Source organism: Streptomyces sp. NPDC056128, assembly GCF_042263835.1.
Taxonomy (GTDB): Bacteria; Actinomycetota; Actinomycetes; order Streptomycetales; family Streptomycetaceae; genus Streptomyces.
This window is the reverse complement of sequence record NZ_JBHJVQ010000016.1, coordinates 139638-152854: the sequence shown is the minus strand read 5'-3', so window position 1 is coordinate 152854 and position 13217 is coordinate 139638. Positions and strand designations below refer to the sequence as shown.

Annotated in this window: 11 protein-coding genes and 1 tRNA gene; 1 reads left to right on the top strand and 11 read right to left on the bottom strand. The window is 70.5% G+C overall.

Annotated elements, in window-relative coordinates; all coding sequences use genetic code 11:
• Positions 1-43: 43 nt before the first annotated feature.
• The 7 genes from rho to ACFC1X_RS26315 form a co-directional block, all read right to left on the bottom strand.
• Complete coding sequence (gene rho, locus ACFC1X_RS26345; protein WP_376357544.1) at positions 44-2110, bottom strand: transcription termination factor Rho; 2067 nt, start codon at positions 2108-2110, stop codon at positions 44-46.
• A 411-nt stretch (positions 2111-2521) separates the two neighbouring features.
• Entirely contained in the window at positions 2522-3451 is a 930-nt protein-coding gene (thrB, locus tag ACFC1X_RS26340; protein ID WP_376357542.1) for a homoserine kinase, read from the bottom strand.
• A 294-nt stretch (positions 3452-3745) separates the two neighbouring features.
• Complete coding sequence (gene thrC / locus ACFC1X_RS26335) at positions 3746-4804, bottom strand: threonine synthase (protein ID WP_125493195.1); 1059 nt, start codon at positions 4802-4804, stop codon at positions 3746-3748.
• A 6-nt stretch (positions 4805-4810) separates the two neighbouring features.
• Positions 4811-6103: a homoserine dehydrogenase gene (locus tag ACFC1X_RS26330; protein ID WP_376357540.1), complete on the bottom strand. Its 1293-nt coding sequence runs from the start codon at positions 6101-6103 to the stop codon at positions 4811-4813.
• 125 nt (positions 6104-6228) lie between these two features.
• Positions 6229-7620, bottom strand: a complete 1392-nt coding sequence (gene lysA / locus ACFC1X_RS26325; protein ID WP_376357538.1) for a diaminopimelate decarboxylase — start codon at positions 7618-7620, stop codon at positions 6229-6231.
• Between the two features lie 25 nt (positions 7621-7645).
• Positions 7646-8713 carry an ArgS-related anticodon-binding protein NrtL gene (nrtL, locus tag ACFC1X_RS26320; protein WP_376357536.1) on the bottom strand — a complete coding sequence of 356 codons (1068 nt, stop codon included), beginning with the start codon at positions 8711-8713 and terminating at the stop codon, positions 7646-7648.
• 98 nt (positions 8714-8811) lie between these two features.
• Positions 8812-9273, bottom strand: coding sequence for a response regulator (locus tag ACFC1X_RS26315; RefSeq protein WP_376357534.1), 462 nt, complete (start codon positions 9271-9273; stop codon positions 8812-8814).
• A gap of 187 nt (positions 9274-9460) precedes the next feature.
• Between ACFC1X_RS26315 and ACFC1X_RS26310 the strand changes: the two genes are divergently transcribed.
• Positions 9461-9532: transfer RNA gene (locus tag ACFC1X_RS26310), tRNA-Arg, on the top strand.
• A gap of 175 nt (positions 9533-9707) precedes the next feature.
• On the opposite strand, the gene ACFC1X_RS26305 is transcribed toward ACFC1X_RS26310, so the two are convergent.
• The 4 genes from ACFC1X_RS26305 to repSA all read right to left on the bottom strand — a co-directional run bounded on the left by ACFC1X_RS26305 (position 9708) and on the right by repSA (position 13217).
• Positions 9708-10091 carry a DUF6083 domain-containing protein gene (locus tag ACFC1X_RS26305; RefSeq protein ID WP_237557391.1) on the bottom strand — a complete coding sequence of 128 codons (384 nt, stop codon included), beginning with the start codon at positions 10089-10091 and terminating at the stop codon, positions 9708-9710.
• 192 nt (positions 10092-10283) lie between these two features.
• The gene (locus ACFC1X_RS26300; RefSeq protein ID WP_376357532.1) at positions 10284-11657 is read right to left on the bottom strand and encodes a tyrosine-type recombinase/integrase; all 1374 of its coding nucleotides are present in this window, start codon (positions 11655-11657) and stop codon (positions 10284-10286) included.
• Positions 11654-11824 carry an AlpA family transcriptional regulator gene (locus tag ACFC1X_RS26295; protein ID WP_161346910.1) on the bottom strand — a complete coding sequence of 57 codons (171 nt, stop codon included), beginning with the start codon at positions 11822-11824 and terminating at the stop codon, positions 11654-11656. The genes ACFC1X_RS26300 and ACFC1X_RS26295 overlap by 4 nt, the downstream gene beginning before the upstream one ends.
• Positions 11825-11840: 16 nt before the next feature.
• Positions 11841-13217, bottom strand: a complete 1377-nt coding sequence (gene repSA / locus ACFC1X_RS26290) for a replication initiator protein RepSA (protein ID WP_376357530.1) — start codon at positions 13215-13217, stop codon at positions 11841-11843.

Here is a 13217-nt window from a genome sequence, read left to right as displayed (position 1 = left end):
GCGTCACGGTGTGACGCGGGCGGCCCTGGGTGGTGCGAAGACGTCAGTCGCCGTTGCCGGGCGTCGGGGTCGTCTTCTGGATCTGCATCAGGAACTCGCCGTTCGACTTGGTCTGCTTCATCTTGTCGAGGAGCAGCTCGATCGCCTGCTGCTGGTCGAGGGCGTGCAGCACGCGGCGGAGCTTCCAGGTGACGGCCAGCTCCTCGCTGCCGAGCAGGATCTCCTCCTTGCGGGTGCCGGACGCGTCGACGTCCACCGCGGGGAAGATGCGCTTGTCGGCGAGCTTCCGGTCGAGCTTCAGCTCGGCGTTGCCGGTGCCCTTGAACTCCTCGAAGATGACCTCGTCCATGCGGGACCCGGTGTCCACCAGCGCGGTGGCGAGGATGGTCAGCGAGCCGCCGTCCTCGATGTTGCGGGCCGCACCGAAGAAGCGCTTCGGCGGGTACAGGGCGGTCGAGTCGACACCACCGGACAGGATGCGGCCGGAGGCCGGGGCGGCGAGGTTGTACGCACGGCCCAGGCGGGTGATCGAGTCGAGCAGCACGACCACGTCGTGACCCAGCTCCACCAGGCGCTTGGCGCGCTCGATGGCCAGCTCGGCGACCGTGGTGTGGTCCTCGGCCGGGCGGTCGAAGGTCGAGGAGATGACCTCGCCCTTCACCGACCGCTGCATGTCGGTGACCTCTTCCGGACGCTCGTCGACCAGGACGACCATCAGGTGGCACTCGGGGTTGTTGTGCGTGATCGCGTTGGCGATCGCCTGCATGATCATGGTCTTGCCGGTCTTCGGCGGGGCCACGATCAGACCGCGCTGGCCCTTACCGATGGGCGCGACGAGGTCGATGATGCGGGTGGTGAGTACGCCGGGGTCCGTCTCCAGGCGGAGGCGGTCCTGCGGGTACAGCGGCGTCAGCTTGTTGAACTCCGGCCGTCCGCGGCCGTGTTCGGGCGCCATGCCGTTGACGGAGTCCAGGCGCACCAGCGCGTTGAACTTCTCGCGGCGCTCGCCCTCCTTGGGCTGGCGCACGGCACCGGTGAGGTGGTCGCCCTTGCGCAGGCCGTTCTTGCGGACCTGGGCGAGGGAGACGTACACGTCGTTGGGGCCGGGCAGGTAGCCGGAGGTCCGGATGAACGCGTAGTTGTCGAGGATGTCGAGGATGCCGGCGACCGGGATGAGGACGTCGTCCTCGTTGATCTGCGGCTCCTGGATCTCGTCGCGTCCACGACGGCCCCGGCGGTCGCGGTAGCGGCCGCGACGGCCCCGGCGGCCGCCCTCGAAATCGTCGTCGTCCTGCTGCTGGCGGTCCTGACGGCCGCCGCCCTGCTGCCGCTGCTGGCCGCCGCCCTGGCCCTGCTGGTCGTCGCCCTTGTTGCGGCGGTCGCGGTCGCGCCCGCGGTCGCCGCGGTCACCGCGGTCGCCACGGTCACCGCGGTCACGGCGGTCGCGGCGGCGGCCCTCGCCGCCCTCGCCGTCGGAGCGGCCGTCGCCCTGGCCCTGCTGCTGGCCCTGGGACTGCTGGGCCGACGTGTCGCCCTTCGGCTCGCGGGTCTCGACGGCGACCGTCTCGGCGGACGGGCTGCCCGCGTCGGCGGTGGCGCGGCGACGACGGCGCTCGGAGGGGGCGTCGTCACCGGCGGCACCGGACTGGTCGGCGGCGGGCGAGACCTTGGACGGCTGACCGGGGATGTCGATCTGCTGCTGGGCGGCGGCCTGGTCGGCGGTCGCCTTGTCCGCCTTCTTCTCGGCCTTGCCGGCCTTCTCCGCCTTCTCGGCGGGGGCCTCGTCGCCCGTGCGGGACCGGGAGGTGCTGCGGCGCTTCGGCTTGGTCTCGCCGGCGGCGTCCGCGGCGGGCGCGGCCTTGGCGGGGGCTCCCCCGGCGGCCTGCGCCTCCTTGATGACCTCGATCAGCTGGCTCTTGCGCATACGCGCGGTGCCCCTGATGCCGAGGCCGGATGCGACCTGTTGCAGCTCGGCCAGCACCATGCCCTCGAGGCCGGTACCGCGGCGCCGCCGGGAGCCGGCACCGCTGGCAGGCGCGGAGGCGTCCGTGGCGGGCGCGGCAGCGGTCTCCTCGACACGTGCGCCCATCAGATCGGTGGTGTCGCTCACGAAGGGTCCTTCCCTGGAGCGGACGTCGGCCTGTCTGGCTCGGCGACCGGTTGTGCTGTCCGGCTTCGGTCCTTGCTGTGCGAACCGTGCCGGGGCGGTGGTCCGCCTGAAAGGCGGAAGAGATATCTGGTGATGGCGCGCCCCCTGGCCGTGACACCCAATGTCTGTGACACGCGGCGTGGTCGCACCGGTTCCGAAGCGTGCCCGGCGGGTCGCTCAGTGTCCGTGTCGGCCGTACTGTTCACGTACGACATCCACCACACAGTGCGACTTGGGGGGCTCCCGGAAGGATGTCTGTCCCGGACGGGGACACGAGGCACCTCGCCATGGTGGGGTCGGGTGCAGACTTGAGGTTAACACTACCGGATCCAACAAACATTCCCCCTCTCGAAATCCGGCAACCCTCCGCGTCTAAATGTCACTGGAGGTTGCCAGAGGCAGCACGCTCGCGCCCTGCTGGTCCAGGCTCAGCCGGTTGGCCGCCCAGTCCGTCCCCGCCAACGCCTCGACCTTGTCGGCCGTGTCGGCGTCGGCGAGGGCCATCACGGTGGGTCCGGCACCCGAGATCACCGCGGGGATGCCGTCGCCGCGCAGTCGCTCCACCAGCGCCGCGCTCTCCGGCATGGCCGGTGCGCGGTACTCCTGGTGGAGGCGGTCCTCGGTGGCCGGAAGCAGCAGCTCGGGGCGCCTGGTCAGGGCCTCGACGAGCAGCGCGGCGCGGCCGGCGTTGGTGGCGGCGTCGACGTGCGGGACATGGCGCGGGAGCAGTCCGCGCGCGGTCTCCGTCAGTACCGGCTTTCCGGGCACGAAAACCACCGGAACGATGGAATCGGCGGGCTCCATCCTGATCGCGCGGGCCGCGCCGGACTCCATCCAGGACAGAGTGAAGCCGCCCAGCAGACAGGCCGCCACGTTGTCGGGGTGGCCCTCGATCTCGGTGGCGAGGTCGAGCAGCGCGGCGTCGTCGAGGCGGGCCTCGCCGCCTATGGTCACCGCGCGCGCGGCGACGATGCCGGCGCAGATGGCGGCGGAGGAGGAGCCGAGGCCGCGGCCGTGCGGGATGCGGTTGGCGCAGACGATCTCCAGGCCGCGGGGCTGTCCGCCCAGGAGGTCGAAGGCGGTGCGCAGGGAGCGGATCAGGAGGTGTTTCTCGTCGCGCGGCAGCGTCTCGCTGCCCTCACCCGCGATGTCGATGTGCAGCCCGGAGTCGGCCACCCGGACGACCACGTCGTCGTACAAGCCCAGCGCGAGACCGAGGGCGTCGAAGCCCGGGCCGAGGTTGGCGCTGGTGGCGGGGACGCGCACCCTGACGGCGGCGGCGCGGAACGCTGGACCGGCCATCTCTCGATGACTCTCCTTGAGCTGCGTGGGTTGTCGAATGACGTTCGATCTGGCATCCGATGACGTACGGAACCTTCGGTGGCCGCCGCTGCCGGCGCGGCTGGGCGGCATATGCGGCAGGCGGGTTCGGGTACAGCCTATCGAAGGAAGGTTCCGTGGCGACATAGGGCGCACAGGAGGCGCACGATGCGTGTCGCAAGCCCCCTGTGCACCCCCCATAAGTGACTTTCCCGGCCGGACGTCGCTTACGCCCTCGTACGCCGGTGGGAGTGGCGCGGTATGCGCTGCGTGGCCTCAGACCAGCCCGAGCCGCTCGGCCGCCGTCGCCGCGTCGACCGGGACGGTGACCGGCTGCGGGGCGCCGGCGACGGCCCAGTCCGGGTCCTTCAGGCCGTTGCCGGTGACGGTGCAGACGATGCGCTGGCCCGGGTCGACCCTGCCCAGCTCGGCGGCCTTCAGCAGACCGGCCACCGACGCGGCGGACGCGGGCTCGACGAAGACGCCCTCCTGGGAGGCCAACAGCCGGTAGGCGCGCAGGATCTCACGGTCCGTCACCTCGTCGATGGCGCCGCCGGACTCGTCCCGCGCGGCGAGCGCGAGGTCCCACGAGGCCGGGTTGCCGATCCGGATGGCGGTGGCGATGGTCGACGGGTCCTTGACGACCTCGCCGCGCACGATCGGGGCGCTGCCGGAGGCCTGGAACCCCCACATGCGGGGCGTCCTCGTGCTGACCCCGTCGGCGGCGTACTCGCGGTACCCCTTCCAGTACGCGGTGATGTTGCCGGCGTTGCCGACCGGCAGGACGTGTATGTCGGGCGCGTCGCCGAGCATGTCCACGATCTCGAAGGCGGCCGTCTTCTGCCCCTCGATACGCACCGGGTTGACCGAATTGACCAGCGCCACCGGGTAGTTGTCGCTGAGCGCGCGGGCCAGCGTGAGGCAGTCGTCGAAGTTGCCGTCGACCTGGAGGATCTTCGCGCCGTGCACGAGGGCCTGGCCCATCTTGCCGAGCGCGATCTTGCCCTGCGGCACGAGCACGGCGGACACCATGCCCGCGCGCACGCCGTACGCGGCGGCACTGGCGGAGGTGTTGCCGGTGGACGCGCAGATGACGGCCTGCGCGCCCTCCTCCTTGGCCTTGCTGATGGCCATGGTCATGCCGCGGTCCTTGAAGGACCCCGTCGGGTTCGCCCCCTCGACCTTGAGGTGGACCTCGCAGCCCGTGCGCTCGGAGAGCACCTGTGCGGGCACGAGCGGCGTGCCGCCCTCGCGGAGCGTCACGACGGGCGTGCTGTCGGAGACGGGCAGCCGGTCCCGGTACTCCTCGATGATTCCGCGCCACTGGTGGGTCATTGCTGGTTACTCTCCTTCAACCCGCATGATGCTGGCGACACCCCGCACGGTGTCGAGCTTGCGCAGCGCCTCGACCGTACCGCCGAGGGCGGCGTCGGACGCACGGTGGGTGACGACGACGAGGGATGCCTCGCCGTCCTTGCCGGACTGCCGCACGGTGTCGATGGAGACACCGTGCTCCGCGAACACGGTCGCGACCTGGGCGAGCACGCCCGGTTTGTCGGCCACGTCGAGGCTGATGTGGTAGCGCGTGACGACCTCGCCCATCGGCGAGACGGGCAGTGCGGCGTACGCGGACTCGCCGGGTCCGGTCGCGCCGCCCAGCCGGTTGCGGCAGACGGCGACGAGGTCGCCGAGTACGGCGGACGCGGTCGGCGGACCGCCGGCGCCGGGCCCGTAGAACATGAGCTGCCCCGCGGCGTCGGACTCCACGAAGACGGCGTTGTAGGCCTCGCGCACGTTGGCCAGCGGGTGGCTGAGCGGGATCATCGCGGGATGCACCCGCGCGGTGACCGACGCCCCGTCCGCGGCCCGCTCGCAGATCGCGAGGAGCTTGATGGTGCAGCCCATCTCCTTGGCGGAGGCGAAGTCGGCGGCGGTGACCTCGGTCATGCCCTCGCGGTAGACGTCGTCGAGGCGCACGCGCGTGTGGAAGGCGATCCCGGCGAGGATGGCGGCCTTGGCGGCGGCGTCGAAGCCCTCGACGTCGGCGGTCGGGTCGGCCTCGGCGTACCCGAGGGCGGTGGCCTCGTCGAGCGCCTCCTGGTAGCCCGCCCCGGTCGTGTCCATGGCGTCGAGGATGAAGTTGGTGGTCCCGTTGACGATGCCGAGCACCCGGTTGACCTTGTCGCCGGCGAGGGACTCGCGCAGCGGCCGGATCAGCGGGATGGCACCGGCGACGGCGGCCTCGTAGTACAGGTCCTTGCCGTGCTCGTCGGCGGCGGCGTGCAGCGAGGCGCCGTCCTGGGCGAGGAGCGCCTTGTTGGCGGAGACGACGGAGGCGCCGTGCTCGAAGGCGGTGGTGATGAGGGTGCGGGCGGGCTCGATGCCGCCGATGACCTCGACGACGACGTCGATGTCCCCGCGCTTGACCAGGGCGGTGGCGTCGGTGGTGACGAGGGCGGGGTCGATGCCCTCGCGCACCCGGTCGGGTCGCCGTACGGCCACGCCCGCGAGCTCCACCGGTGCCCCGATGCGGGCGGCGAGGTCGTCGGCGTGCGTCGTCATGATGCGCGCCACCTCTGAGCCGACCACACCACAGCCCAGCAGCGCCACCTTCAGCGGACGCGTACGCATCATCCGACCTCGTTTCCTCATACCGTCTACGGTTGGACCAGTCTCACGCACCGGACGGGATTTTCTGCCTTTCGTCCGGATCGTGAGACGTTTATTTCATTTTCGGAGGGGTGTGGGGCGAAAGATCTTCACCCGACGTCGAGACGCAGCAGGTCCTCCTCGGTCTCACGCCGCACGATGACCCGCGCCTCGCCGTCCCGCACCGCGACGACCGGCGGGCGCAGCACGTGGTTGTAGTTGCTGGCCATGGAGCGGCAGTACGCGCCCGTCGCCGGTACGGCGATCAGGTCACCGGGGGCCAGGTCGCCCGGCAGGAAGGCGTCCTTGACCACGATGTCCCCGCTCTCGCAGTGCTTGCCGACGACGCGGGCCAGCATCGGCTCGGCGTCGGAGGTGCGGGAGGCGAGGGCGACGCTGTACTCGGCGTCGTAGAGCGCGGTCCGGATGTTGTCCGACATCCCCCCGTCCACGGAGACATACGTCCGCAGCCCGTCGAGCGGCTTGACGGTGCCGACCTCGTAGAGCGTGAAGGCGGTCGGGCCCACGATGGCCCGGCCGGGCTCGACGGAGATGCGGGGCGTCCGCAGCCGGGCGCTCTCGCACTCCCGCGTGACGATCTCGGTCAGCGCCTTGGCGATCTCGTGCGGCTCGCGGGGGTCGTCGTCGCTCGTGTAGGCGATCCCGAGCCCGCCCCCCAGATCGATCTCGGGCAGCTCGACCCCGTGCTCGTCGCGAATGTCCTTGAGCAGCCCGACGACCCGGTGCGCGGCGACCTCGAACCCGGACATGTCGAAGATCTGCGACCCGATGTGGGAATGGATCCCGATCAGCTCGATCCCGTCGAGCTGGAGGGCCCGCCGCACGGCCTCCGCGGCCTGCCCGCCGGCCAGCGGGATGCCGAACTTCTGGTCCTCGTGGGCGGTGGCGATGAACTCGTGGGTGTGCGCCTCGACGCCGACGGTGATACGGATCTGCACCCGCTGCCGCCGGCCGAGCGACTCGGCGGTGTGGGCGACGCGCACGATCTCCTGGAAGGAGTCGAGCACGATCCGCCCGACGCCCGCGGCGACGGCCCGCTCGATCTCCTCCGGCGACTTGTTGTTGCCGTGGAAGGCGATGCGTTCGGCGGGCATGCCCGCGGACAGCGCGGTGGCCAGTTCGCCACCGGAGCACACATCAAGGTTGAGCCCCTCCTCGTCCAGCCACCGCACGACGGCGCGCGACAGGAAGGCCTTGCCGGCGTAGAAGACGTCGGCCTCGGTCCCGAAGGCGGTACGCCAGGCCCGAGCCCGCTCCCGGAAGTCGGCCTCGTCGAGGATGTAGGCGGGGGTGCCGTACTCCTCGGCGAGCTGGGTGACGGCGATCCCCCCGACGGTGACGGCCCCGTCCCCGTCCCGCCCGACGGTGTGGGCCCACACCTTGGGGTCGAGGGCGTTGAGATCGGCGGGCGGCGCGGAATAGTGCCCCTCGGTGAGGACGTCGGCGTGACGGGGCCCGGCGGGGTGTGCGGAACGGCTCATTTCTTCGCTGACTCTCTCGCTGGCTTCACAGGTGGTCGGGTGCGTCGATACCGAGCAGGGTCAGGCCGCCGGCCAGCACCGTCCCGGCGGCTTCGGCGAGGGCGAGCCGGGCACGGTGGGCGGCCGAGGGTTTCTCCCCACCGCGCGGCAGCACGGCGGGCAGAAAAGGCAGCACGGCATCGGCGACGGTGACGAGGTGCCGGGCGAGGCGGTCGGGAGCGTGGTGGGCCGCGGCGGCGGCGAGTACGCGGGGGTGGTCGCCGAGCAGGACGTATATCCGGTGCCCGTCTATCCCGTTCGCGTCCTCCACGGGCCCCGGCTCGGCGGCGAAGCCGAGGTCGGCCGCGTTGCGCGCGAGGGCGCGGGTGCGGGCGTGGGCGTAGCGCACCCGGAAGAGGGGGTTGCTCTCGCGCTGGACCAGGTGCTCGTCACCGATCCGGGGCCGGTCGTGGGCGGCGGGGTGGAGCAGCGCCCAGCGTCCGGCGTCCCGCCCGAGGGGGAGGGGGTCGCCGGGGGCGGGCACGGGCCTGACCTGGACGGACGGCCCCTCGGAGGCGGGCTTGCCGGTGTCCACGCGCACGCCGAGGACGGCGCCCCACTCCACCGGGATCGGCGCGGCACAGCTGATGCGGGCGAGGGCGCCCTGGGAGCGCAGGATGCGGGCGGCGGCGTCGGCGACGACGAGGGCGCGGGGGTGGTGGTCGCAGTGCAGCCGCACGAGACGCCGTTCGCCGTCTCCGTCCTTGGGGTCGACGTGGCCGTACCGTGGCCCGCGCCGCAGCACCTCGGTGACCAGCTCGGCCGGGGCGGTGCGGTGGAGGCTGATGTTGAGAAACCCGGGCCCGGTGAGGACGACGTCGGCGATCCCGTCGGCGGCGGCGAGATGCGCCCGCAGCACCTCGGCGACCCGGTACGGCGGCTGCCCGGCCGGCCGGGCCAGCTGCAGGGCGATGCCGGTGGCGTAGTCACCACACCCACCGGGCCCCGGAGGCCCCACCCGGACCCGCACGGGCACGTCCACGTCCAGCTCTCCCCCGTCGACAGCGCGACGCACCGCGCGCAGCACGGTACGGGAGAGCTCTACGGGGGTCACGGGTCAAGCGTATGGGAGGAGGCGGGTGGGGAGGCCAACCGGTTTCGGGGAGTCCCGGGATATGGACGGGAAGGGTCAGAGGGAGGTCGCGGGGGCGATCACGCCTGAGCGGACGACTCACTCTCCCCCGCGCGGGAGGACGAGGCGGCCGCCCCGTCACCACCCGCCACACCGACCCCCGTGACGGTCCGCTCGGCCAACTGCCGTACGAGACTGACGAGCTCGGCGGGCTCGAACGGCTTGGAGAGGAAGGCGTCGACCCCGGCGGCGAACCCCGCGTCGACCTCGTACCGCGTACAGGCACTCACGATCGCGATCGGAAGCTCCTGGGTACGTGGGTCGGCACGCAGCCGCGCGGCGGTCCGGAGCCCGTCCAGGCGGGGCATGACCACGTCCAGCGTGACCACGTCGGGCCGCACCTGATGGACGACATCCAGACACTCGACACCATCGCCCGCGGTCACGACCTCGAAGCCCTCCAGCTCGAGATTGACCCTGATCAGCTGCCGGATGACCTTGTTGTCGTCCACAACAAGAACCCGGCCAGACGCCCTAGGCACAACTCGAGAGTAGGTCCGGACCGGCCACCGCGTCCGGCTTTTCCCCACTTCCACCCCTGCGGGGGACAACGGCCCGCGCGTGTGCCCCGACAGGCCCCACGACCCGCGAAAACCCGTTCATGACCACCCCGGGGGAGCTGGTAGTGTTCTACCCGTCGCCGCGAGCAACACCGAACGCGACGAACACGCCCCCGTAGCTCAGGGGATAGAGCAACGGCCTCCGGAGCCGTGTGCGCAGGTTCGAATCCTGCCGGGGGCACCCTGCATGAGGTGCCTAAAGACCCTGTCACCAGCGGAAACGCTGAGGATGGGGTCTTCGCGTATGTGCAGGCGTGTGCCGCTCGGAGCAGGCGCATGTCGGCGTCTGTGGACTATTCGTGGACAGGATCTTGGACTGTCTCCCCTGGTCAGCCCCAGAGTTTCCGGAGGAGCCGTCAGCCAGCGTCCGGCCACTCCTCATGGGGCGAAGGCGGCTCCGGATCGTTCTGCCGCTCCACTCGCCGAGCATTCTCCCCTCGCAGGGACGTCAACCACGGCCACAGATCCGGCAGAGGTTGTGCAGGGCAGGCAAGGCGGTGCTCGACGCGGCACCGTTGGAACTGATCCGGCGGGCACACTCCGTAGACCGTCACCCGCCCATCCGACAGTTCGATCCACCGGTGCTCCGCCGGCACGGTATGGGCCAGGGGATTCATGTCCGGCTCCAGCAGCACCCACTCTTGCTCAAGCGTCGGCACTCGGTCCTGCAACAGACCGCAGTCAGGACAAGGGGACTGCCCACCACTCAGCCGCCGCGGTTCCCTCTCTAAAAGCCCCATACCGTGAGGGTCGCCAGTCCGTCAGCCTCCGCGTAGAGCGCGAACCGGACGGAACCCCTGGGGCAGTAGTCCACCAGCGGAGCCAAAAGCGACGCGGCAGGTGCAACCGACAACCAACGACCGACGCCACGCGGCCGAGATACGGCGAAGCCCCCAGTCCATGCGGGCTGGGGGCTACAACTCACGTACGTGTCACTCGTACTCGCGCAACAGCTCTTCGATCTTGCGATTGACGACCTCTTGCCGCCCGTCGATGCATTTTGCGTACCGACTCAGCAAGACCTCCACGCTGTTACCTGCGCGTTCGGCGACCTCCGTCGGGTCGACACCGGCGTTGAGCCAGGTGGACAACGCCGAGTGCCGCAGATCGTACGGACGGGCAGCGAGCGGTGAGGCCACCGCGGCCGGCGGGAGAGCAAACACACGAGCCTCCTGCCACACGCGGAAGTACGTCGATGAGCCGACCACTCCCCCACGCTCATTGGTGAACAGCCGCCCGTCCTCGGCGGTACCGAAGGTGTCGAGGTGCCGCTTAAGGATGGCAACGAGCTGGGGCGGGATCGGCACGAGCCGCACTTCCTCGGCCGGCCGGTTCTTCAGACCCCGGTCGTCGTGGGTCTCTCCCGAGTCCGTCCACTGCTTGCCAGCACTGGGACGCGTCCGGTTCAGCAACGCCGTGCCCCAGCCCGTCTCCGGCAGCTTCAGGTCTGCCGCGGTGAGGCCCACAGCTTCAGCGGGGCGGAAGGCCCCGTAATACATGCAGGCGAACAGGCCGACCAGTCGACGGCCGCGAGCCCGACCATACCCGCCAACGTACGACACAGCCGTCAGCAAAGAGCGCGCCTGCTCTGGATTGGCCACCACCCGTGGATCGACTTCTCCGGCGACCTTCGGTTTCTTCCAGCGAATGCCAGTGATCGGGTTCTCTTTGAACTCCCCGAGATCGACCGCGTAGTGCAGGGCGTTGACGAGCGTCCGGCGCTTGCGGCGAACAGTCTCCGCGGCTGCCGCTGTGCCATCCAGTTTCAGCTTCAACGCGTCCAGCACGGCCCTGGCGATCGCAGCGTCACCGAGATCGGCGAGGGGGCGTGCAGCCTTCGACACCCAGTGCAGCGCGTGTGCGATCTCTTGTGGCAGTTCGCGGTCATCCGGACCGGGAAGGACGAAAGCCCAGTTCCGGAGCACCCTCCTGATCAGCTCCTCGGGTGGCCGACCTGGTCGATCGTCGAGCAGGGTCATGGTCACTGCAGTCAGCGACTCGTTGATGCCATTGCGCGTGTTGGGAGCGGCATGCGGCCACTTCATGGCGAGGTACTTCAGAGCGAAGGCGTACCAGCTCATAGAGGCCGCCTTTTCGACCATCGAGTCAGGCAACCCCGTGACCGTGTCGAACTCCTCGCCGCCATGAGCGGCCCGGAGGAGCTTGGAACGGTAGTGATCCGCCAGCCCCTTGGTGCGGAACTGGTCGGAAAACACATTGCCGGCCACGATCCACCGGACGTCATAGGACGACTTCTTCGTGTTCCTCTTTCGCACCCCCCAGACCTTGACGTCGAGAGACTTCACGCGGCGGCCTCCAACTGTCGCAACCAGGTCCGGAAGTCGCTTCGCCAAACCCGCAGTTCCCCGTTCGGGAGCTTGAAGGAAGCCGGTCCCTGTCCCAGTTCGCGCCACCGGTAGAACGTCCTCCGTGATACTCCGCCGAGCTCATCGAGGATCTGCGGGACGGTCATCAACTCGTCTTTCACGTCAGGCTCCTTCCAGGGCCAAGAGCTCTTCGCGGGCGGTTTGGCGGTTGAGCTGGAGATCTCGGGCGATGGTTGCGGCGAGGGCGGATTCGCCGGGGGTGTGGCCGTGGCCGGCGTACTGCCAGTCGGAAAGCACGAGGACGGTGTCCGGCTCGCGGGCGTCGATGCCGAGGGCGGTGACCTCTTGGGCCGCGCGGTAGTCAGCGCGTGCCTGGCGGAGCGTGCCGAGGGTGGTCGAGTAGCAGCGCGACTTCGAGGAGAAGTGACCGCGAAAGCCGAGCATGTGAGCCCAGGCCCACAGCCGCCGGTCCGGGTAGAGCGGATCGAGCATCTTGCACGCGACGATGAGGCGGCGGGCATGGTCCGGGACGTCGTGGCGGTCGAGTTCGGACAGCTCCCCAATCCGGCGGTCGAGCGTGCCCGTGTTCTCAGCCGCTTTGGTGGCGTACTTGGCCACGTAGGAGGCAACAGCCTGTTCGGTGATGTCGGAGCCGTCCCCGAACGCCTTCACGGGCCGTACGTCGAGTTGGGTGCCCCACCGGAAGGTGCGGGCCGGTTGGCCGTCGGCGGCCGGGGCCGAGACCGAGGTGTACGAGTGCGCGGCGGCGGCGCGGATCGCGTCGGCGAGGAGATCGACCGTTGCCCAGGATGGCGGCGGGGCGCCCGGGCCGTCGGGTCCGTCGATGCGGATCACGGCGTGGAAGTGCACGGCGCCGCGTTTCTGGAACTCGGCGACCTTGCCGTACGAGAGCCGGGCGCACTCTTTCAGTTCACGTTGCGTGATGCCGGCGCGGGCGGCGATCTCCCGGCGGAGTCGGTTGGTGAAGCGCTGCCAGAGCTGCCCGGCGTGGTTGTTAAACAGCACCGCGCCCGCGTAGTCGTACCTGGCCGGGTCGAGGGCGGTGCCCAGCTCCGCAGCGTCCGGGGTGTGGCGGATGCCGCAACGGCATGCGCCTCGGTCAGGGCGGTTGTGGACCGGGCCGAACGACGGGGCGGTGAGCGTGGCGAAGACGCGCGGGTGATCCCGGACGGTGGCGGGGATGTCGCGGCGGTCGTCGCCAGCGAGCCCGGCACGGATCAGGTGGTAGGTGTCTCCGGCGTAGGTCCAGGCGCAGGCGGGGCAGCGGGAGGCGCGGCGGTTGCCGCAGGCGACACGGAGCCGTCCACCCGGCTCGTCGGCGGTCGAGTAGTGGTGCAGGGTCTCGCCGGTGGCCTTGTCCTTGTGGATCGTCCAGCCGGTCAGGTGGATCGGGTCGGAGCAACCGCCCGTGCGCTTGGTCTGGTCTTGCCAGCGGTCGAAGCCCGGGGACCCGGCCACCCGCAGCAAATCGCCGAGGGTGATCGAGTCCAGGCCCGCCGCGGTGGCGGTGTCGCTCAC

Coding starts and splice junctions, on each gene's coding strand:
- thrB (WP_376357542.1), bottom strand. CDS start 3,451: ATGGCCGGTCCAGCGTTCCGCGCCGCCGCCGTCAGGGTGCGCGTCCCC.
- thrC (WP_125493195.1), bottom strand. CDS start 4,804: ATGACCCACCAGTGGCGCGGAATCATCGAGGAGTACCGGGACCGGCTG.
- ACFC1X_RS26330 (WP_376357540.1), bottom strand. CDS start 6,103: ATGATGCGTACGCGTCCGCTGAAGGTGGCGCTGCTGGGCTGTGGTGTG.
- lysA (WP_376357538.1), bottom strand. CDS start 7,620: ATGAGCCGTTCCGCACACCCCGCCGGGCCCCGTCACGCCGACGTCCTC.
- ACFC1X_RS26305 (WP_237557391.1), bottom strand. CDS start 10,091: ATGGGGCTTTTAGAGAGGGAACCGCGGCGGCTGAGTGGTGGGCAGTCC.
- ACFC1X_RS26295 (WP_161346910.1), bottom strand. CDS start 11,824: ATGACCGTCCCGCAGATCCTCGATGAGCTCGGCGGAGTATCACGGAGG.